Source organism: Serratia sp. CY74737 (assembly GCF_052166775.1).
Classification (GTDB): domain Bacteria; phylum Pseudomonadota; class Gammaproteobacteria; order Enterobacterales; family Enterobacteriaceae; genus Serratia; species Serratia ureilytica.
The window spans coordinates 372,494-393,234 of record NZ_JBJNOF010000001.1 but is presented as its reverse complement, the minus strand read 5'-3'; the positions used below and the strand labels follow the sequence as shown (position 1 = coordinate 393,234).

The window sequence follows — 20,741 nt, the reverse complement described above, 5'->3', positions numbered from 1 at the left end:
CTCCAATGGATTAACGCTATTCAACCGTGGCGCTAGCGTTGCGCCAGCACCTCATCCAGCAACCGGTCCGGGATCGCGTAGGAGAACATCGTCTGATAATAACGACGCGTTTCCTGCCGCAGCGTCTTGTCGCTAATGTCTTCGGGCGCGTATCGGTTGATCATGAACAGCGGCAACAGTGACGTTTCCGCCGACAGGCCCCCCCAGTTGTGAATGCCCACCGGCGTCGAGAAAACCTTGCCGTTCTTCACCGCCCTGAGCGTCTCCCACGCCTGGCCGGGGATCCCCCCGTGCAGCAGCGCTGTTGCGCTGCCGAACACCACGAAAATCACATCCGGATCCCAGGCCATGATCTGCTCCATCGACACGTTGATGTACCTGCCGGCATCGCCCTTCACCGGCAAATTCCCGGCGACGTTATCCATGCCGGCCATTTTGAGATAGGTGTCGCCGTAGGTGTGCGGGCCGCTCACCTTCAGCTGCCTGCCGTCGCTTTCTTCCAGATATAACGCCCTGACGTGCTGCGCGCGGATGGCTGCGGCATAGGGGCGGATCTGCTTCAGGGTCCTTTCCCAGGCGTCTTTGAATTTATGCGTGCGCGGCAGGCCGAGGGTGTCGGCGAAGGTATTTTCCCAATACACCTGGGTGACCATCGGCTGGTATTTGGTCTCCCCGCCGGCGTCCAGATCGACCGTCATCACGCCCGCCCTTTCCAGCCGATCGTCCTGGCTTTTGCCGTAGTAATAAATGATGTCGGGCCGCAGATTCATTAACGACTCCATGTTGACCCGATAGTCCTTATTGATGAAATCGGACGTGATCCTGCCGATGTCAGGCTTCATGTCTTTCAACACATGCATATCGGCATGCATGAATGCCCAGGGGCCGACGCCGACGACGTGCCGATAGGCCGCCTCGTTGGCCAGGATCACGCCGAAGGGGCAGTTGCCGGTGATGACGATCCGCGGGTAGCTGCCGGGCAGCGTTTGCGCCGCCGCGCTCTGCGGCAGCGCGGTCGCTTCCGGCTGGCTGGCGCCGGCGCAAGGCAGCATCGGCAAAGCGGCTATCGCCAGCAAGGCGGTGGCGATGAATGTCAGTTTTACGGCCATGAGGCCTCCTGCGCACGCGCGCAATGGCGCGCGTCGATGAATGGTGTCAGGCCGAGGCGGCGATGCCGGCGGCCATGATGGTGATCCCGGCAACGAAAACGATCGCCGCGGTGGCGACCGCGCCGCCGCCGACCAACGCGGCGGTTTTTCCTTCGGAAATCTCTTTTCGCTGCAGGAAAGAGAGTTGCGACAGGGGAATGATTTTTCCGCTGTCGGCAACGATGTCTTTCGGTTCAACCTTCGCAACCGTCAGCTCGCCGCCGCTGCCGTCCTTCAGGCCGTATTTCAGCCGATCGCCGACATAGACCGGCGGCTGCAACAGATAATACGGGCTATTGAGCCCCGCCTCTTTTTGTTGCAGCGCCACGTCGTGGTAGGTTGAGCAGCCGCTGAGGGAAAACGCCGCCATTCCGATAATGAGCGGCACCAGGTGGGTGAATCGCATGGGAAACCTCGAACGTGCTTATTTGCTGGTTTTTAACGTAACGGCGGACTTGAAGCGCATATAGCTCACGGCCAGAGAGAGAAACGAGAACGCCGCCCCCGCCATTAAGCTGATTGTCGTCGCTTGCGCGCCGCGCATATTGAAGAAAATCGCCACTAACGCCGAACCGACGATTTGCCCGATCAACCGGGAACTGCCCAACAGACCGCTGGCGATGCTGCTGTTTTCATGAGAGACCGAAGTCATGATCAGCAGGTTGTTCGGTGATTGAAACAGGCCGAAACCGATGCCGCACAGCGCCACGCGCCATACGATCGCCCCATTCGACGGATCGCCCGGCAGGTTGGCCATCAGCAGCATGCCGGCCAATAAGCAGGCGAGGCCTGACAGGGCGACGAGATTGGGATCGTATTTCTTGGTCAAATCGCCGGAAATCAACGACGACACCATGGTGGCCAGCGGCCAGGCGGTCAGCAGCAGACCGATTTCCACCACGTTTCTTTGCAGGACATTGTGGAAATAAAAAGGCAGCGATACAAAAGCCAAAAGCTGGGTGCTGTAAGACAGCATCGACATCAGCAAAGACAATGACAGCGTCGGGTTATGCAGCATCGCGACCGGGATCAGCGCGGCGTTGGCCTTTCTTTTCTGATTGATGTACAGCCACCCGGCCAGTCCGGCGAATACCGCAAAGCTCAGCGCCGCCGCCGGCAGATGGCGGGTGGTCATGCTCATCGTGCTGAGCGAGAAAGCGATAAACAGCACAAACACCAACAGGGCGCCCCCGCTGTCGAAGCCAACGCTGCGCCGCTCGCGGGAGCCCAGAAATATCACGCTCAGCAGCAGCGACAGGCAGGCGATGGGAACATTGATGGTGAACAGCCAGTTCCAGCTCGTTTGAGAAAGTATCGCCGAGGCGATGGACGGCCCGGCGGCGGCGGCAACCGACACCACCATCACGTTAATCCCCAGGCCGCGCCCCAGCAGCCTTGCCGGGTAGATCTCCTTAATCAGCGCCGCATTGACGCTGAGCACCGCCGCCGCGCCGAAGCCCTGTATCACTCGGAACGCCGTCAGCATCGCCAGCGTGTCGGAAAGCGCGCAGCCCAACGAGGAAAAAGCAAACAGCACCACCCCGGCCATAAAGATTTTTTTATTGCCCACCGCTCTGCCCAGCGCCGCAAAGGGCATCAACGACGCGACGACGGCAAACTGGTAGGCATTGATAATCATGATGGAGGCCGATTCGGAAACGGCGAAATCTTTCGCGATCACCGGCAGCGCTACGTTAGCGATGGTGCTGTCGAGCATGGCGATGACCGTGCTTAACGAGACGGCGAGAACCGCGAATAGATTTAGCGTCTCTTTTTCCTGGTGTTTAAAAGTCATGTTAACGCTCCAAAAACGTGGGTGTCTTTATGCCGGCATGCCGGCGGCAAAGACGCCGTTTTTATCAATTTTTGTAATTACGTTATAACATATCATTATTGGGTGGTAATAAATCTCATTTGAAATATTGGGTTGCATAGTGTTTCAAAATAAGAATTAACAAATGCAATACAAATAAATCACAATATAAACACCCAATAAAATAACCACACTCAGTATAAAAAACCGGTTGATTTATAGAATGACATTAAAAGTAACAGGCGCTAACAGACAACGATGATGCCAGCATGAATTGTTATGTTATAACAAAACAACCTTCCCTTTATGCGGGTTAACCTTATGGCTAAGAAGGACCTTTTGAACACGCGCTTGTCCCGCCGCAGAATGATGCTGGCCGGGCTGGCGGCTCTGGCGCTCAATAGCGCCGTTTCTCCGCTGGCTAGCGCCCACGGCTTGCCACGCCCCAAAAAACAGGCGGGCCCTCAGGGTGCGCGAAAACGATTCCTGGTCATGTTGGATCCCGGCCATGGCGGCATCGACTCCGGCGCCATTGGCCACACCGGTTCGCTGGAAAAACATGTCGTTCTGGCGATCGCCAGAAACGTGCGGGCACAGCTCGATCGACACGGCATCGATGCCCGCCTGACGCGCGACAGCGACGTTTTTATTCCGCTGTACGATCGGGTGGAGATCGCGCACCGGCATGGCGCGGATCTTTTCATGTCGATTCATGCCGACGGCTTTACCTGCCCCAGCGCCTGCGGCGCTTCGGTCTTTGCGCTTTCCACTAAGGGCGCCAGCAGCGCGATGGCGAAATACTTATCGAACAGTGAAAACGCGGCGGACGATCTCGCCGGCCCCCACGTCATCAAGAAAGATCGCTATTTGCAGAAGATACTGTTTGATTTGGAACAAACGGAAACCATCAAAGAAAGCCTGACGCTGGGCTCGCACCTGATCCAACATATTGCGCCCATCCATCATTTGCATGCCAAAAATACCGAACAGGCGGCCTTCGTGGTGTTGAAATCCCCGTACATTCCTTCGGTATTGGTGGAAACCTCGTTCATCACCAACCCCGAGGAAGAAAGGCTGCTGGGCACCCCTGCATTCCGAAATAAAATCGCCACCGCCATCACGCAGGGGATCGTCAGCTACTTTAAACACGTCACACACGCTTAAGCTTCACCAGGACGGCAAGCCGGCCGGCTTGCCGCGCACAGGGACGGCGTCATCATGATAAAATGCAATCCTCGCGCTTTTTCGGCGAGCCTGTGGCTCCCGCTGCTGGCCCTGTTGCCGCGCAGCGCCTTCGCCGTGCCGCTGACGGTATCGCAACACAGCAGCCTGAATTTCTACGGCACGATTATCGCCAGACGCTACAGCGGCCAAAGCGAACGCGACGACGGCGACCGCAGCTATCTCTATTTAGGCCTGATCGGCAAAAAAAAGATCGCGCCGCGCTGGCGGGCCTACGCCCATTGGGAATATACCGTCAGCTTCGCCGACGCCACCCGAAACAGCACCCGGCTCGCCTACCTCGGCGTGCAGAACGCCGCCCTGGGCAGCCTCGATATCGGCCGCAACTGGGGCGTGCTCTATGATGTGACCGCCCTGACCGATCGCTCCCCGCTGTTCAGAGAAATGGCCTACAACTACATCGACAACTTTATGCGCGGCCGGGCGCACAACCTGCTCACTTACCGCAAACCTTTCAGCCTATTTCAGCGGCACGCCGCCCTCGCGCTGCAGTATCAGTTCAAAGACGGCGACGATCGACAGGCGCCGGGCAAACAAAACGGCAACGGGTTCGGCGCCTCCTTCCGCTATGCGCTGACGCCGACGCTCAGCTTCATCGCCGCCGCTTCGGCGTCTCAAACCACGCAGCGGCAGCAACGCGCCGCCGGCTATCGTCGGCGCATCGATACGCTGGCCGAGGGGGTTCTCTATGCGTCGAAAAAAATCTATCTCGCGGCCGTGTTCACCCAAAGCGACAACGCTATCAGCCCGCAACAAACCGCTAACCGCGGCTCGGCGTCCAGTTATGAAGCACTCGCCAAATACCGGCTGACGGACCACATCCAACCCAACATCGGCTATACCCGTTTGATACAGGCCCGGGCAGGCCGCAACACCGACTTATTGAACTACGAGGAGTTGGGCGTGACCTGGTTGCTCAATAGCAACATGCAGGTGTTTATTAACTATGAATTCAATAACCTTTCTCGGCACGCCCCCGGCGTCGATGCGTCAGACAAACTCGATATGGGCATCAGCTATCACTGGTGACGCGCTGCCGCAGCCAATAAAAAGCCCCGCCCGGCGAAGGGCGAGGCTCGCTCGCGCCGATCGAGACGGTGCGAGAGGATCATGAGGGCAGAGTGATGACAGGGAGCCGAATGCGCCTGCTCATGGCGCGACGGACGCCTCAGCGCGGCGCTTGCGCGTTTTTCCACTCCCGCCAAATCGTTTCCAGCCCGGCGCGATACGTCGTGACGGCGAAGTCGGGAAAACGCTGTTTGAACTTGGTCGAGTCGAACAGGTTATCGTGCTCGTAGCGCGGCAGCAGCTCGCGCATCTCTCGCGCCCCGGACGAAACCAACCCCGCGGCGATCAACGCCCATTTGCCGATAACGGAATATGAAATGTCCTTCCCAAACACCTCGCAGGCCAACGCGGCGAACTGCGCATAGGTGAGCCGCTCGTCGCAGCACGGGAGATGCCACGTCTGGCCGAACGCGTCGGGCGTATTGCCGAGCCGGGCTAACCCACGGCTGGCGTCGGGCGTCCAGATCAGCGTGCGCAGCCTGTCGTCGCGAACCGGCACGCGCGGTTTTTCCCCCGCTTTCAGCCTGTCGACGATCAGCGCATTGGTGAAGCTCTGCGTTTTTCCCGGCCCATAAAACTCGGGCGCACGGCCGATCAGCACGGGGATCTGCTTGCGCTCCATCTCGTCGAGCACCTTCTCGGTCATCAGAGCGCGCACCCGTCCCTTGCGCCCCCGAGGCGCGAACGGCGTCGATTCCGTCTGCGGCTCGCCGTTCTGCGGATACATATAGGTATTGTCGAAATAGACAAAGGGCACGCCCGCGGTACGGCTGGCGTCCAACGCATTCTGCAGCATGGTCGGAAATTGCCGCTCCCACAGCGCCGAATCCGGCGGCAGGCCGGCGGCGAAATACACCACGTCGCTGCCCTTCACCGCCGCCAGGGTCTGCTGTGCATCGAGCAGGTCGGCCGCGACCAGCGTATCGCTGTCGTTGACCTGCCTCGGGTTGCGGCTGACCAATCTTAAATCATCGGTGTACGCGCGCTTCAGTTCACGCGCCAGCTCTTGGGCGATCTGGCCACTGGCGCCCAGGATCGTTTGCATTGGCGTTCCTCATCGCAATGAAAAAAACTCCGCCCACTCAGGGCGGAGCAAAAGTGCTTGTTCGCGCTTAACTGTTCACGAACGCCAGCAGATCGGCGTTGACCTGATCGGCATGGGTGGTCGGTATGCCGTGCGGCGCGCCCTTATAGGTATGGAGCGTGCCGTTTTGCACCAGCTTGGCCGACAGCGCGCCGGAGTCCTGATAAGGCACCACCTGGTCGTCGTCACCGTGGATCACCAGCACCGGAATGGCAATCTTCTTGAGATCTTCGGTGAAATCGGTCTGCGAGAAGGCGACGATGCCGTCATAGTGCGCCTTGGCGCCGCCCATCATGCCCTGCCGCCACCAGTTCCAGATAATGGCCTCCGACGGTTTGGCGCCCGGACGGTTATAGCCGTAGAACGGGCCGGCAGGCACGTCGTAATAGAATTGCGCCCGGTTGGCGGCCAGCTGCGCCTGGAAATCATCGAATACCGATTTTGGGGTGCCCTGCGGGTTACTGTCCGTTTTCACCATGAGCGGCGGCACCGCGCTGATCAGCACCGCTTTGGACACCTTGTCCTCGCCGTGGCGCACGATATAGCGCACCACCTCGCCGCCGCCGGTCGAGTGGCCCACGTGCATGGCGCCCTGTACGCCGAGGTGTTTTACCACCGCGGCGACGTCATCGGCGTAGTGATCCATGTCGTGCCCTTCCCACACCTGGCTGGAGCGGCCGTGGCCGCGGCGATCGTGCGCAACCACGCGGAACCCTTTGTTCACGAAGAACAGCATCTGGGCATCCCAGTCATCGCTGGACAGCGGCCAGCCGTGGTGGAAGTAGATAACCTTGCCGTTTTTTGGGCCCCAATCCTTGTAGAAAATCTCGACGCCATCGCTGGTCGTTACATAACCCATGTCGTTTCTCCCATTTACACTATGGTTAAAAAAGAAGGTGTATACTGCGCACGGCGCCGGGATCTCTGGCTCCCTCATCCCGGTTGGCCGACGATCTTGCGTTGATCGTTTAACGAGTATAGGTTTAAAGTTCACTTTAAGGTCAAACCCCATTCGGCAAACCGCATTCCGGCTTTCACTCGGCATCAGGAGAATTCAAGTGCAGGGAGATGACATCCTCATGACGATGGAGCCGCGGCTTGCCGCCCAGCGCCACGCCTTCCTGCGCGACGGCGCGCCGACGATGCAACAGCGCCAGGCCGCCCTGCGCCGCTTGCGGAGCGCCATTCTGGCCCAGCGCGACTCGCTGGCGGCGGCCGTCAGCGCGGACTTCGGCCACCGCTCGCCCTACGAAACCGACATTCTGGAGATTCTGGTCACCGTTCAAGCGATCGATTACCTGCTGCGCAACCTGAAACGCTTCATGAAGCTGGAGCGCCGCCACGTCGCCCTGCCGTATCAGGCCGCACGCGCCTATGTGCACTATCAGCCCAAGGGCGTGATTGGCATCATGGCGCCGTGGAACTACCCGTTTTCGTTGACCTTCATCCCGCTGGCCACCGCCCTGGCCGCCGGCAACCGCGTGATGCTGAAACCTTCGGAGCTCACGCCGCATACCAGCCGCCTCATCGAAACGATGCTGGCGGCGCTGTTTCCCGCCGATGAGGTCGCCGTCGTGACCGGCGGGCCGGACGTCGGGGCCAGATTCAGCGAGCTGGCGTTCGACCATCTGGTGTTCACCGGCAGCACGGCGATCGGCCGTCAGGTCATGCAGGCGGCCGGCAAACATCTGGTGCCGTTAACGCTCGAACTGGGCGGCAAAAGCCCTGCCGTCATGGCGCGCGGCGCGGTTAACGCCAGAAACGTCAAGAGCGTGGCGTTCGGCAAGCTGTCGAACGCGGGCCAAACTTGTATCGCGCCCGATTACCTGCTGGTTCATCAGGACGATCTGGCAAGCTTCATGGCGCTCTATGACGCGGCGGTTAAAAGCTTTTATCCCGACGGGCCAACCGGCGACGACTACGGCGCCATCATCAACGACAGGCACTATCGCCGCTTGCAAGCGCTGCTTGCCGACGCACAGGCGCGCGGCGCGAAAATCCATCCGGTCGGCCACCGCCCGGACTCGGCGTCTGAACGGCCGAACACGCTGGCCCCTACGCTTATCGTCGGCGCCCCCGATGACAGCGCGATCATGCAAGAAGAGATCTTCGGGCCGCTGCTGCCGGTGCGCACCTACGCCGCCTTTGATGAAACGATCGACGTTATCAACGCCGCGCCGCGCCCGCTCGCGCTCTACTACTTCGGCCCGCCGGGCGAGGATCGGGACCGGCTGCTGGCGCGCACCGCCTCCGGCAACGTCAGCATCAACGCCACCCTGCTGCACTTCGCCCAGGACGACCTGCCGTTCGGCGGCATCGGCCCCAGCGGCATGGGAGCCTGTCACGGCATCGAAGGATTTCGGGCGCTGAGCCACGCCAAAGGCGTTTTCATCCAGAGCCGCTGGCGTTTTACCGACCTGCTGCGCGCGCCGTTCGGCAAGCTGGCGGACGCAGTGCTCGCGTTCATGTTGCGGCGCCGATAACGCGGCGTGTTGACTATCAATAGCACACCCATAAATCGCCGCAAGCTATCACAATATTCACTCATTCCTATTTTATCTCTCCGCCGCCGCTGACTAAGCTTAGCCCTATGTCCCCCTTTGCCCGTTGGCGGCGAGGGTGACGTAAATCGATTGAGTTCAGTTATTTAGCGCAACACCCGACGCAAGCCTTACCCGCATGCCTTGTTAACCGCTCCACGCCCGGCGGCTGGAGCATCTTTACGGAAGCAGAGAGCGCATTATGACAACTGAAAGCAAATGCCCGTTTTCGGGCGGCAAGCAGCCCGCACCGCAGAACGGCCCCACCAATCAGGATTGGTGGCCTAATCAGCTCAGCCTGAAACCGCTGCACCAGCACTCCCCCCTGTCCGATCCGATGGATAAAGACTTCAACTACGCCGATGCCTTCAACAGCCTCGATCTGGCGGCGGTCAAACAGGATCTGCACGCCCTGATGACCGACTCGCAGGAATGGTGGCCGGCGGACTTCGGCCACTACGGCGGCCTGTTCATCCGCATGGCCTGGCACAGCGCCGGCACCTACCGCATCGGCGACGGCCGCGGCGGCGCAGGCGAAGGCCAGCAGCGCTTCGCCCCGCTCAACAGCTGGCCGGACAACGTCAGCCTCGACAAGGCGCGCCGTTTGCTGTGGCCTATCAAGCAGAAATACGGCCGCAACATCTCCTGGGCCGACCTGATTATCCTGACCGGCAACGTGGCGCTGGAATCGATGGGCTTCAGAACCTTCGGCTACGCCGGCGGCCGCGCCGACACCTGGGAGCCGGACGACGTCTACTGGGGCTCTGAGAAGATCTGGCTGGAACTGAGCGGCGGGCCGAATAGCCGCTACTCGGGCGACCGCGATCTGGAAAACCCGCTGGCGGCGGTGCAGATGGGCCTGATTTACGTCAACCCGGAAGGCCCGGACGGCAATCCCGATCCGGTGGCCGCCGCGCGCGACATCCGTGAAACCTTCGCCCGCATGGCGATGAACGACGAAGAAACCGTGGCGCTGATCGCCGGCGGCCACACCTTCGGCAAGACCCACGGCGCCGGCCCGGCGTCTCACGTCGGCGCCGATCCGGAAGCCGCCGGACTGGAAGCGCAGGGCCTCGGCTGGCACAGCACCTTCGGCACCGGCGTCGGCAAAGACGCCATCACCAGCGGCCTGGAAGTCACCTGGACCACCACCCCGACCCAGTGGAACCACGACTTCTTCCGCCACCTGTTCGAATACGAATGGGAGCTGAGCCAAAGCCCGGCCGGCGCGCACCAGTGGGTGGCGAAAGACATCGGTGACACCATTCCCGACGCCTTCGATCCCAACAAAAAACGCCGCCCGACCATGCTGACCACCGACCTGTCGCTGCGCTTCGATCCGGCCTACGAGAAGATTTCGCGCCGCTTCTATGAGCACCCGGAGGAGCTGGCCGACGCCTTCGCCCGCGCCTGGTTCAAGCTGACCCACCGCGACATGGGGCCGCGCGCGCGCTACCTCGGCCCGGAAGTGCCGCAGGAAGAACTGATTTGGCAAGATCCGATCCCGGCGGTCGATCATCCGCTGATCGATGAGCAGGACATCGCCGCGCTGAAAAACGCCGTGCTGGCTTCCGGCCTGTCGGTGTCGGCGCTGGTCTCCACCGCCTGGGCTTCTGCTTCCAGCTTCCGCGGCTCAGACAAGCGCGGCGGCGCCAACGGCGCGCGCATTCGCCTGGCGCCGCAAAAGGACTGGGCGGTCAACCAACCTGCGCAGCTCGCCGCGACGCTGGCCAAGCTGGAAAGCATCCAACGCGCCTTCAACGATGCGCAGACCGGCGGCAAGCGCGTCTCGCTGGCGGACCTGATCGTACTGGCCGGCGCGGCGGGCGTGGAACAGGCGGCGAAGAACGCCGGTTTCACCCTGACGGTGCCGTTCGCCCCGGGCCGCATGGACGCCTCGCAGGAACAGACCGACGTGGACTCCTTCGAGGCGATGGAGCCGCTCGCCGACGGTTTCCGCAACTTCCTGAAGGGCAAATACCGCGTGCCGGCCGAAGCGTTGTTGGTCGATAAGGCGCAGCTGTTGACCCTGACCGCGCCGGAAATGACGGTGCTGGTCGGCGGGCTGCGCGTGCTCGGCGCCAACGTCGGCGGCACGCAGCACGGCGTGTTCACCCATCGCCCGCAGGCGCTGACCAACGACTTCTTCGTCAACCTGCTCGACATGGGCACCACCTGGCACCCGGTCGGTGAAGACGGCCTGTTCGAAGGCCGCGATCGCCGCAGCGGCGCGGTTAAATGGACCGGCACCCGCGTCGATCTGGTGTTCGGTTCGCACGCGCAGCTGCGCGCGCTGGCCGAAGTCTACGGCAGCGCCGACGGGCAAGAGAAGTTCGCCCACGACTTCGTCGCCGCCTGGAACAAAGTGATGAACCTCGATCGCTTCGATCTGGCGTAACTTAGCGACAGCACAAAGCCCGCCACGGCAAGTCGGCGGGCTTTTTTATTTGAGGGTAAAAACCGACGACACAACACATAAAAATGACTAACTGATTGATAAAATTTATAACCCCATGATAGGTTAGGCGATTAAATGTATACAAAGACAATTTAAAAATATTAAAAATCAATAAAATAGGAGTAATCATGGACGATATTAATGTTTACGGAGAAACAGGAATATTTATCATTAAAGAACAAATTTTCAGCAAAAATGGACTCCCGTCCATAGGACACTTCTCTCCTTCTGCTGTACAAATCCAGCGCTACGTCTACCAATTGCGTAAGGAACAAGAGGTTTTTTGGGAGGGGCGAAAGATCGACTATACACAGCTCGGCATTTGGGAAAAATTTAAGATACTGATGGGCAACGACTTGGTCAGTAGAGACAAACAAGGGGGCAGCACGCTCTATTCACTGGAGTTCGCCGGATTTGAAACAAGAATAACACCTCTGGATGGAGCAAAAGCACCCCTCCCCGAATTTTTAGGAAAATCCTATAAGATTAACGTACCCACACCTTACATTTATGGCCAAGAGCCTATCCCAGAGATGAAGCTCTATGGCAGGAAAGACGTCTCATTCATTATGAGCAACGGTGGACAATCAGCCCCTACTGCAATGGCAAAATACAACAAGACGACCAAGAATCTGATAATGATTCGTACTGAACTAGAAATGAAAAATTTGATGTTATCCTTGAGCAGCGCCAAGGAGCTAAAAAAATGAAGAAAACGATGCTGTTCATTAGTCTGATAGTCATTTATGGTTTTATTGGTTATTTTCTGCACATCCCAATGGCAAAGCTCTACTTTGCCGGGAAAACATTGTTTGTTTCTGACGTTGCAGCAACGGTCGTTACCCAGTTTAAGGCCGCCGGGATTTTCATTTTGTGCGGTGTCATCATCCTGACGCAGAGCGTACTGACAAAAAAATCAAAATCCGTTAGACGATATGCCGTTATCTATAGCACTTGGGTGGGTATCCACTTCGTCTACCTTCTCGTCATCTTGATACTTAAGAGCAAGTTCCTAGAACCTCTCAACAAAATCCCGATGGATGCAATTGCTGTTGAACAGTTTAACCTTGCTGGCCCAGCGCTTATTTCTCTGGTTTTAACCTGTTCGTCGCTATGGCTCGTCAACAAGTCAGGACAATCAGCACGCAATGTCTAAACAACCGAGAATCCTGAATAGTCTACTCAACTGTTACAAAAAGACCTTCACCTACTCAGGTCGCGAAAGCCGTGGGCCTTATTCAATGCTGCTTTTGTGCCAGCACGTTTGGTTTCTGCTTTATCTCGCTGTTATCGCCAGCAAGATGAATGAGATTTCCATTTTCGCGCTTGCAGCGTTTTTGCTGCCTATGCTAGCGGCCAATGTGCGCCGTTTGCACGATGCGGGTTACTCCGGTGGTTGGTGCCTGACCTGGTTCTGCTTCACACCCTATGTGATGCTGATCTTCGCGCTGTTCCTTCCCGCAAAGAACCTCAACAACCCTTACGACGATCGCCCAAACCTGGCGTAAGCCCCCTCAACAGCCTGCTTCGGCGAGCCATGGCTGGCGCCGCGATATTCTCTTTTCCCGCTTATTCGTATTTACTCAACAAGTCATATAAAAATTTGATGGGCGGCAATTCTTTTAATGCTGTATTTATATTTAGAGGGCAATGAAGAGCGTAAACTCACATCGTTAATGCGATATATCCCATCAAGGAGATGACCGTTATGGATTATCCTCGATACACCTCAACACGCGACGAGGCGGGTCTCATCATCTCCGTCCCTTAGCGGCAGCGGGTTTGGCCGGCAAAGGCGCCCCATCGTTTTACGCCATAAAAATAGATGTTCTGCACCTGCGCGATATTCGCCTGGGCGCCTGACGTTTGCCCTTCGTTAATGTTTCACGGCGCGCATTGCGCTTTTGGTTTTTATTTTTCAGCCGACGGGAAAGCTCATGGAAAATTATGCTTCACTCAGGAAAATAACCGCTACCTGGAGGTCAACATGCAACATATTATCGGCATTTCTTCTCGTCGGCTGAGGATATCGGCCCTTGCGCTGCTGCTCCCGGCGATGTCATGGGCGGCCGATACGGCGTCTGTCGCCGTAGGGCCGCAGTATGACACCACCCATGTCTACGTCGAACGCGGCAAGATGGATGCCTTTGTCGACAGCATCCTGAAAACCTTCGGCGGCACCAGCACCGAACGCGTGCTGGTCAACGTCACGCCCACGCCCAGCGAAACCTACTCCCAGCTGATACTGACGCCGGCCGGCAGCTTCTCGGTGTTCGATTTCAAAACGCCGATCCCGCATCCGTTTGGCGCTGAGCGCAACGGTTTTCTGGTCAGGGATATGGACGCCGCCATCCGGCAAGCCAAGGCCGCCGGCGCCGATGTGCAGGTCGAACCCTTCGACGACCCGATTGGCCGCGACGCGGTGATCCAGTGGCCCGGCGGCGTCAACATGCAGCTTTATTGGCACACCAAAGCGCCCAACTACAAGCCGCTGCTGAGCGTGCCGGAAAACCGCCTGTACCTCTCCGCCTATCGCGTCGACGACTTCCTTAACAGCTATCGGGCATTCTCGCACGCCAAGGTGGCGAGCGACGCGCAAATCAGCGATGCGGCGATCGGCCGTAACGGCAACGGCAAGATCCGCCAGATCGAACTGGACTCCCGCTTCGGCAAAACGCGCATTTTCGTCACCGACGGGCATCTGCCTTATCCGTTCGGCCATGAGCGCACCGGCTATGGCGTCGACGATCTGTCGGCCACGCTGGCCAAAGCGACGGCCAGCGGCGCGCAGGTGCTGTGGCATTCGACGGCGGCGGAACGCCGCGCCTCGGCGCTGGTGAGTTTCCCCGGCGGCTATATCGCCGAAATTCACCAGACGGCTAAATAAACCCAAGGCGCGCTGCGGCGCGCTTTTTTCTTCGGATATCCATGATGAAACGCACGCTACCCGCACTGTTGCTGTTCTCCACGCTCCCCGCGCTGGCGGCGGAGCCCGCCGCTTCCCCCTGGAAAAACATCCCGTTGGGCGATGCGGCCACGTTGTCTTTCGACGGTTCACTGCGCGAGCGCTATGAATGGACGGATCAGCGGGATCTGAACGGCGGACGCGACGACACCTTCATGCAGCGCTTGCTGGTTGGCGCGCGCCTCGACTACGGCGACTATGTCGGCGCCTATGTGCAGGTGGGATCGTCGCTGGCCACGCCGCGCGACCGCGGGCGCAAGCCGACCGACGAAGATCATGCCTACCTCGGCCAGGGCTATGTGGATATGAAACTGCCCACCGCCTACGGCCTCGGCACCCTGCGGATCGGCCGCCAGGAGATTGCGCTGGGCTCACTGCACCTGCTGGGCACCCGCGACGGCCCCAACGTACGCCGCTCCTTCGACGCTATCCGCGCCAGCTGGGTCAAGGACAAAAACCGCCTCGACGCCTTTATCGGCCACCCCATTACGCTCAAGACCGGCAGTTTCGACGACGATACCGACAACAGCCAAAAGGTATGGGGGCTGTACGGCACCACACCGCTGACGCCGCTGGCTTCCTCGCTCGATCTTTATACCTTCGGCTTTGAAGATAACGACGCCCACTACGCGCAGCTCAGCGGGCAAGAGCGGCGCTACACCGTCGGCGCGCGCATTTTCGGCGCGGCGCAGGGCTTCGACTGGGACAATGAGGCCGCCTGGCAGTTCGGCAGCGCGGAACAGCGCGACATCCGCGCCTGGTCGGCGTCGGCGCACGCCGGCTATACGGCGAACGACTGGCGCTGGCGGCCGCGCTTCGGCGGCAAAATCGGCATCGCCAGCGGCGACAAAAACGGTCACGACGGGCAGCTCAATACCTTTAACGCCATGTACCCCAAGCTGCCCTACCTGACCGAGAACGGGCTGGTGGCGCCGGCGAACCTGATCGCCATCCATCCTTCGGTCACGATCACGCCGTGGCAAACCCTGTCCATCGACTTCAGCTGGGACGCGCTATGGCGGCAACGCCGCGAGGATGCCTTCTACCTCGGCCCGATGCGCCCGGTGAAAGGCAGCGCGCAGGGCTCGCGCTTTATCGGCAACCAGTACCAGGTCGAAACAACCTGGACACCGCGCAGCGATCTTCAGTTCAAGGTGGCCTATGTCTACTTCGACGTCAGCAACAGCCTGCAGCACCATGCCGGGCTGAAAAGCATGAACTTCGTCCTGGCGCAGGGCACCTACAGTTTTTAAGTATCAGGCAAGTTAATCGGTGTACGCGGGCGCCCTCAATAATACCGTATCCGATTAATGACGACAGCCGGCGTGCGGCCGCCTCTATGCGTTACGGCAATGGCGGCTACTCACCGCATTTCACAGATAAAAAGCTGGAAAAGCAGAAAGATAAATCAGCGACGCAAACGCCGCGCGCCGATTACAGAGAAATATTAAATAAAGATTTAATTCCAACGAGTTATTTAAACACGTCTTTTACTCATATCTTATGTAAAAGATTCATATAAGAATAACTCATTAATAAAATAATTGTGTTTATACTGCTTTAACTCAATCACAGTGCACAATTAATTCCTCACCGTGATTAATGATAAGGATATATTCCGCTTGAACGCAATATTCAAGCCAGACCAAGGAGGCAAACCAATGATATCACTTTAATTACCCCTGATTTTCAAACCTGTGTACGAGCATATAGAGCGTTAGGTGCAATATTGTCAACGTCCAAAGGAGTTTGATATGTCATTAGCGACCGATAAGATTTCCGATTATTTAACCCGTTATGAAAGAGGCGATCACGCGGGGAGCAGTAAACCGTCATATACCACGCAAGAGGTTTCAGATCTGCTGCTGAGGAGCCATTATTCCGCCAATGGCAAAGGCGTGACCGACCATGCGGCTACCTTGACCTACTCTTTCCCCGTCTATACGGGCAGCGACAAGACGGGCGCCGCGCAGCTTACCGCCGCCCAGCAAGCCCAAACCAAGCTTTCATTGCAATCCTGGTCGGATGTGGCCAACATCACGTTCACCGAGGTTAAAGGCAACGACGCGAAAAATGCAGATATAAAGTTTGGTTTTTATAAGGCGGCCAGCGGGGGCAATTACACCTCGTATGAAAGTACGCAGAGCAATCTAAAAAGCACCATTTGGATCAGCGGCAATAACGGCTACGACGCCTCCAATCCGCAAACCAATAATTACGCCAGGGATACACTCACCCATGAAATAGGGCATGCGTTGGGGCTTTCTCATCCCGGCAATTATGATGCGTCAAATGCCACCTACCCCACCTACGCCAACTCGGCGAAGTATTATGAAGACGACCATCAATATTCTTTGATGAGCTATTTTAACGAACAATACACCAGCGCTGACTATAAAGGCGTTTGGCCATCGGGGCCGCAGCTGGATGATATTACCGCCATACAGAAGCTTTACGGCGCGAATACCACCACGCGCACCGGCGATACCACCTATGGTTTCAACTCGAATACGGACAGAGACTTTTTGAGCGTTAAGGCGTCCACGGACAAAATCGTGGCGGCTATCTGGGATGCCGGCGGCAATGACACGCTGGATTTTTCAGGCTACAGCCAGGATCAGCGCATCAACATTAACGAAGGCGCATTCTCTGATGTCGGCGGCTTGAAGGCGAATATCGCCATCGCCTACGGCGCGCAGATCGAAAATATCATCGGCGGCAGCGGCGCCGACATTCTTGTGGGTAACGCGCTGAACAATACGTTAAAAGGCGGTGCAGGCAACGACATCATTTACGGTGCCGGCGGCGCCGATCAGCTCTGGGGCAATGCAGGCGCGGACACCTTCGTCTTCCGCGAAGCCGGCGACAGCCAAGCCGCCGCACCGGATTGGATCCGCGATTTCCAGACGGCGGTGGATAAAATCGACCTGTCGTGGCTCAACCAGACGGCTAAGGCCGAAGGGAGCGAATTGCACTTCGTGGATAGTTTAAGCGGCTCGTTGTATGAAGCGGCGCTGAATTATGACGCGCAGCAGAATGTCACCGATCTGGCCATCACTCTCTCCGGCAATCAATTGCCTGATTTCCTTGTCAAAATCGTTGGGCACGTCGACGCTTCCGCCGATATTCTCGTCTAGCCAAGGCAAACCCGCAGTCCGGCCTTCACGCCGGACTGTTTATCTCTCTCAGGCCTCACCCCGGCGTCTTTTTACATTGCCACAGCAATAAATCGCGCCGACGAGGTCACACCGCTTCCAGCTCCGCCGCCAGCGTGGCGACCAGCTCCGCCGCCGGCATCGGCCGCGCCAGGCCCACGCCCTGCCCGGCCCACAGCGACATAAACTCCGCGCGTCCGGCCTTGGCCGCCGCCTGGCGAATATCGCCGGTGAGCGCGTTCTGCACCGGATAAGGCAGGATCTGCGCCTCTTCCGCGCGCATCTGCCGCATGAAATCATTAACGATGCCGCGCGCCGGGCGGCCGCTGAAGGCACGCGTCAGGCGCGTGCTGTCATCGCCGGCGTTGCGCAGCGCCGCTCGCCAGGCTTCGGCGATGCCCGACTCCGGGCTGCACAGGAATGCAGTGCCCAGCTGCACCGCCTGCGCACCCAGCAATTGCGCCGCCGCGATGCCGCGCCCGTTCATGATGCCGCCTGCGGCGATCGCCGGGATCTTCACCGCCGCCACCACCTGCGGCAACAGGGCCATCAGGCCGACGCAGGACTGTTCGATATCGCCGAGGAAGGTCGGGCGATGCCCCCCCGCCTCCGCGCCCGAGACGCAGACGAAGTCGGCGCCCGCCTCTTCCCAGGCGCGGGCTTCCGCCACCGTGGTGGCGGTGCCGATCACCCGCGAGCCGGCCTTCTTGAACTGCGTGACCGTCGCGCGCGGCAGCACGCCGAAGGTGAAGCTGACCACCGGCGGCGCAGCCTCCAGCAGGGCCGCGATCTGGTCGCGGTTGTTTTCGGCGAATTGGGTGGGGATCGGCGGCTCGCTCAGCCCCAGCGCTTCGCGGAACGGCCGCAGCAGGTGCTGGGCGCGCTTGAGCTCGGCGAGATCCGGGTGCTGCTCATCGAGCAGAAACAGGTTGATGTTGAACGGCGCGGCGGTCTGCGCGCGGATCTGCTGCACGCGCTCGAGGATCACCGCCGGGGAAAACAGCGCCGCCGCGCACGATCCCAGCGCCCCGGCGTTGCTCACCGCCACCGCCAGCGCCGGCGGCGACGCGCCGTTCATCGGCCCCTGAACGATCGGATAGCGCAGCCCAAGCTCGCGGGCAAAAGCAGAAGGTGCCGTCATCAATATGTCTCCCTGTGCTGACTACATTCGTCTTACGGCGGCCGCGCCGCCGAACCGACCAAAAGCATAGCACCTTCTCACCGCCTGGCCGTGCAGTTAATGCTTCACCTGACGCCGGTCGAGCGACAGGAAGTGATGCACCACCGGTTTCTCAGGGCCGATATGGAAGCGCAGCGCCTCCTGCTGCAGATCGGCGTCGGCGTGCGATACCCGCTGGTGCTGCCGCAGATGCTCTGCCCAGGACTCCACCAGGAACCACTCCATGATGCATTCCGGATCGCCGGTGTGCTCGGTGATGCCCCAGGCGTAAGCGCCATCGCGGCGACGCGCCCGCTCCAGCATCAGAAGCGTACGCAAGAACTGCGGCCGATCCTGCTCGCGAATGCGGTACTCCACCTGAATCATCACCGGGCCGCGATCGTTCTCGACCGGCGTGTTAACCAACGGCTCCGGCCAATGGTTCGACGGCTGCAGATCGGCCTCACCGGTCGGCAGACGCAGGCGGTGGAACAGCAGCCCCGCCGCCAACAGGCCGACGCCGCCGACCAGCAGCGTGGCGGCCACGCCCAGCTCCTGCGCCACCAGCCCCCACAACAGGCTGCCCGCCGCCATCGCGCCGTTGAACACCATCAGATAGATGGCCAGGCCGCGGCCGCGCACCCAGTTGGGCAGCACGCCCTGCGCCGCGCCGTTGAGCGTGGTCAGCGCGATAATCCAGCCGGCGCCCAGCACCAACAACAGCACCACCGCCAGCCACTGCGGCGGCGCCAGCGACAGGGCCGCCATTACCACGGCGGTGAGCACCGCCGCCAGCAACACCAGCCCGTCGGCGTTCAGCCGCTGGCGCAGGCGCGGCAGCACGATCGCCCCGAGGATCGCCCCGGCGCCCACCGCCCCCAGCAGCACGCCGTAAAAACCGGCGCTGCCGCCCAGCATGCGGCGCGCCACCAGCGGCAGCAGCGCCCAAACCGAGCTGGAGAAGGCGAAGAACACCGCCGCCCGCAGCAACACCACATGCAGCTCGCGGCTGGAACGGGCATAGCGCAGCCCGGCGCGGAAGGCGCCGAAGAAGTGTTCCGACAGCCCGCTGTCCTCGGCCTTCGGCCGCTTCCACCACAGCAGCGCCGCGATCACCAGCACATAGCTCATCACGTCCGCGCCGTAGGCCGCGCCGGCACCGAAGCTGGCCAGCAGCAAACCGCCGGCCGCCGGGCCGATGGAGCGGGCGATGTTGATGCCCAGCGAGTTCAGCGCCACGGCGTTTTTCAGCTCGGCGCGCGGCACCAGCTCCGGCACGATCGCCTGCCAGGTCGGCCCCATCGGCGCCGCGCCGATACCGCCGACGAAGGTCAGCGCCAGCAGGTATTCCACCGTCAGCGCGCCGGTCTGCGACAGCAGCAACAGGCTGCCGCTGACGCAGGCCAGCAGAATTTGCACGAAGATCAGAAAGCGTCGCCGATCGAGAATGTCCGACAGCACCCCGGCCGGGATGGCCAGCAGGAACACCGGCAGCGTGGCGGCGGTTTGCATCAACGCCACCGCCGAAGGGTTGCTCGACAGGTCGGTGATCAGCCACGAGCTGGCGACGTCGCGCATAAAACTGCCGACGTTGCCGAGCACCGTGGCGCCCCACAGCACCGCAAATAATGGAATTTTCAGCGGCGCGAAGCCGCCCGCCGCCGCCTTGTTTTCCGTCTGTTCAGCCATCCGTTCGCTCCTTCAAATCGTTAAATGCCACCAGCAACAGCGCGCCGGCCAGCCCGAGGTGTTCAAAAAATCCGTTCATCATCTGGCCGCGCTCCGCCCCGTCGAACTGCCAGAACGGATTGGCCATCAGCGTCGCCATCAGGGTAAAACCGGCCAGCGCCAACGCGCCGAGCCAGCGATAAAAACCGCTCAGGATCAGCGCCGACGCCGCCAGTTCCAGCAGCGTCACCAGCACGGCGAACAGCGCCGCCGGCTGCAGGCCGAAGTGGGTCATCTCGGCGATGGCGCCCTCAACGTTCAGCGCCTTGACCAGCCCGCCCTGAATATAGGCGGCGCAGATCGCGAGCAGCAGCACCCAGCGCACCGCAGGCGCGTGCAGCCGCTGCGCGCAGCGGGCGGCGATAACAGTCAGGTTCATCG

Annotated in this window: 18 protein-coding genes; 10 read left to right on the top strand and 8 right to left on the bottom strand. The window is 59.8% G+C overall.

Going from position 1 to position 20,741, the window contains the following annotated elements; translation table 11 throughout:
- Positions 1-32: 32 nt before the first annotated feature.
- From ACJ8PE_RS01890 to ACJ8PE_RS01880, 3 genes are read right to left on the bottom strand one after another with little or no spacing between them, the layout of a single operon-like run.
- Entirely contained in the window at positions 33-1,109 is a 1,077-nt protein-coding gene (locus ACJ8PE_RS01890; RefSeq protein WP_232098699.1) for an ABC transporter substrate-binding protein, read from the bottom strand.
- Between the two features lie 46 nt (positions 1,110-1,155).
- A complete protein-coding gene (locus ACJ8PE_RS01885) occupies positions 1,156-1,554 on the bottom strand; it encodes a hypothetical protein (RefSeq protein WP_227414444.1) in 399 nt (132 codons plus the stop codon).
- An 18-nt stretch (positions 1,555-1,572) separates the two neighbouring features.
- The gene (locus tag ACJ8PE_RS01880; RefSeq protein ID WP_197761621.1) at positions 1,573-2,943 is read right to left on the bottom strand and encodes an MFS transporter; all 1,371 of its coding nucleotides are present in this window, start codon (positions 2,941-2,943) and stop codon (positions 1,573-1,575) included.
- 339 nt (positions 2,944-3,282) lie between these two features.
- On the opposite strand from ACJ8PE_RS01880, the gene amiA reads away from it, so the two are divergent.
- Both amiA and ACJ8PE_RS01870 read left to right on the top strand, forming a co-directional pair.
- Complete coding sequence (amiA, locus tag ACJ8PE_RS01875; protein WP_033643732.1) at positions 3,283-4,125, top strand: N-acetylmuramoyl-L-alanine amidase AmiA; 843 nt, start codon at positions 3,283-3,285, stop codon at positions 4,123-4,125.
- A gap of 54 nt (positions 4,126-4,179) precedes the next feature.
- Positions 4,180-5,232 (top strand): porin, encoded by a 1,053-nt coding sequence (locus tag ACJ8PE_RS01870; protein WP_197792660.1) that lies wholly within the window; start codon positions 4,180-4,182, stop codon positions 5,230-5,232.
- Positions 5,233-5,371: 139 nt separating this feature from the next.
- Here the strand turns inward: ACJ8PE_RS01870 and ACJ8PE_RS01865 are convergent, their stop codons facing one another.
- On the bottom strand, positions 5,372-6,316 hold the full coding sequence (locus tag ACJ8PE_RS01865) for an NAD-dependent epimerase/dehydratase family protein (protein WP_033651860.1): 945 nt from the start codon (positions 6,314-6,316) through the stop codon (positions 5,372-5,374).
- 67 nt (positions 6,317-6,383) lie between these two features.
- Positions 6,384-7,214, bottom strand: a complete 831-nt coding sequence (locus ACJ8PE_RS01860; RefSeq protein ID WP_033643735.1) for an alpha/beta fold hydrolase — start codon at positions 7,212-7,214, stop codon at positions 6,384-6,386.
- Between the two features lie 220 nt (positions 7,215-7,434).
- Between ACJ8PE_RS01860 and ACJ8PE_RS01855 the strand changes: the two genes are divergently transcribed.
- From ACJ8PE_RS01855 to ACJ8PE_RS01820, 8 genes are all read left to right on the top strand, one after another.
- On the top strand, positions 7,435-8,838 hold the full coding sequence (locus ACJ8PE_RS01855) for a coniferyl aldehyde dehydrogenase (protein WP_442536703.1): 1,404 nt from the start codon (positions 7,435-7,437) through the stop codon (positions 8,836-8,838).
- A gap of 259 nt (positions 8,839-9,097) precedes the next feature.
- Positions 9,098-11,293: a catalase/peroxidase HPI gene (gene katG / locus ACJ8PE_RS01850; protein ID WP_197792659.1), complete on the top strand. Its 2,196-nt coding sequence runs from the start codon at positions 9,098-9,100 to the stop codon at positions 11,291-11,293.
- 188 nt (positions 11,294-11,481) lie between these two features.
- Complete coding sequence (locus ACJ8PE_RS01845; protein WP_442536702.1) at positions 11,482-12,063, top strand: hypothetical protein; 582 nt, start codon at positions 11,482-11,484, stop codon at positions 12,061-12,063.
- Positions 12,060-12,509, top strand: a complete 450-nt coding sequence (locus tag ACJ8PE_RS01840; protein WP_197792658.1) for a hypothetical protein — start codon at positions 12,060-12,062, stop codon at positions 12,507-12,509. The genes ACJ8PE_RS01845 and ACJ8PE_RS01840 overlap by 4 nt, the downstream gene beginning before the upstream one ends.
- The gene (locus ACJ8PE_RS01835) at positions 12,502-12,861 is read left to right on the top strand and encodes a DUF805 domain-containing protein (RefSeq protein WP_046896410.1); all 360 of its coding nucleotides are present in this window, start codon (positions 12,502-12,504) and stop codon (positions 12,859-12,861) included. Before ACJ8PE_RS01840 ends, ACJ8PE_RS01835 begins: the two co-directional genes overlap by 8 nt.
- A gap of 479 nt (positions 12,862-13,340) precedes the next feature.
- Positions 13,341-14,240, top strand: coding sequence for a VOC family protein (locus ACJ8PE_RS01830; RefSeq protein ID WP_232095033.1), 900 nt, complete (start codon positions 13,341-13,343; stop codon positions 14,238-14,240).
- Positions 14,241-14,281: 41 nt separating this feature from the next.
- Positions 14,282-15,571, top strand: coding sequence for an alginate export family protein (locus ACJ8PE_RS01825; protein ID WP_047574490.1), 1,290 nt, complete (start codon positions 14,282-14,284; stop codon positions 15,569-15,571).
- A gap of 501 nt (positions 15,572-16,072) precedes the next feature.
- Positions 16,073-17,455: a serralysin family metalloprotease gene (locus tag ACJ8PE_RS01820; protein ID WP_197792657.1), complete on the top strand. Its 1,383-nt coding sequence runs from the start codon at positions 16,073-16,075 to the stop codon at positions 17,453-17,455.
- Between the two features lie 106 nt (positions 17,456-17,561).
- On the opposite strand, the gene ACJ8PE_RS01815 is transcribed toward ACJ8PE_RS01820, so the two are convergent.
- From ACJ8PE_RS01815 to ACJ8PE_RS01805, 3 genes are all read right to left on the bottom strand, one after another.
- Complete coding sequence (locus tag ACJ8PE_RS01815; RefSeq protein ID WP_404768838.1) at positions 17,562-18,614, bottom strand: NAD(P)H-dependent flavin oxidoreductase; 1,053 nt, start codon at positions 18,612-18,614, stop codon at positions 17,562-17,564.
- Between the two features lie 96 nt (positions 18,615-18,710).
- On the bottom strand, positions 18,711-20,321 hold the full coding sequence (locus ACJ8PE_RS01810) for an MFS transporter (protein ID WP_404768837.1): 1,611 nt from the start codon (positions 20,319-20,321) through the stop codon (positions 18,711-18,713).
- Positions 20,314-20,739 carry a DoxX family protein gene (locus ACJ8PE_RS01805; protein WP_033651867.1) on the bottom strand — a complete coding sequence of 142 codons (426 nt, stop codon included), beginning with the start codon at positions 20,737-20,739 and terminating at the stop codon, positions 20,314-20,316. Before ACJ8PE_RS01805 ends, ACJ8PE_RS01810 begins: the two co-directional genes overlap by 8 nt.
- Positions 20,740-20,741 lie beyond the last annotated feature (2 nt).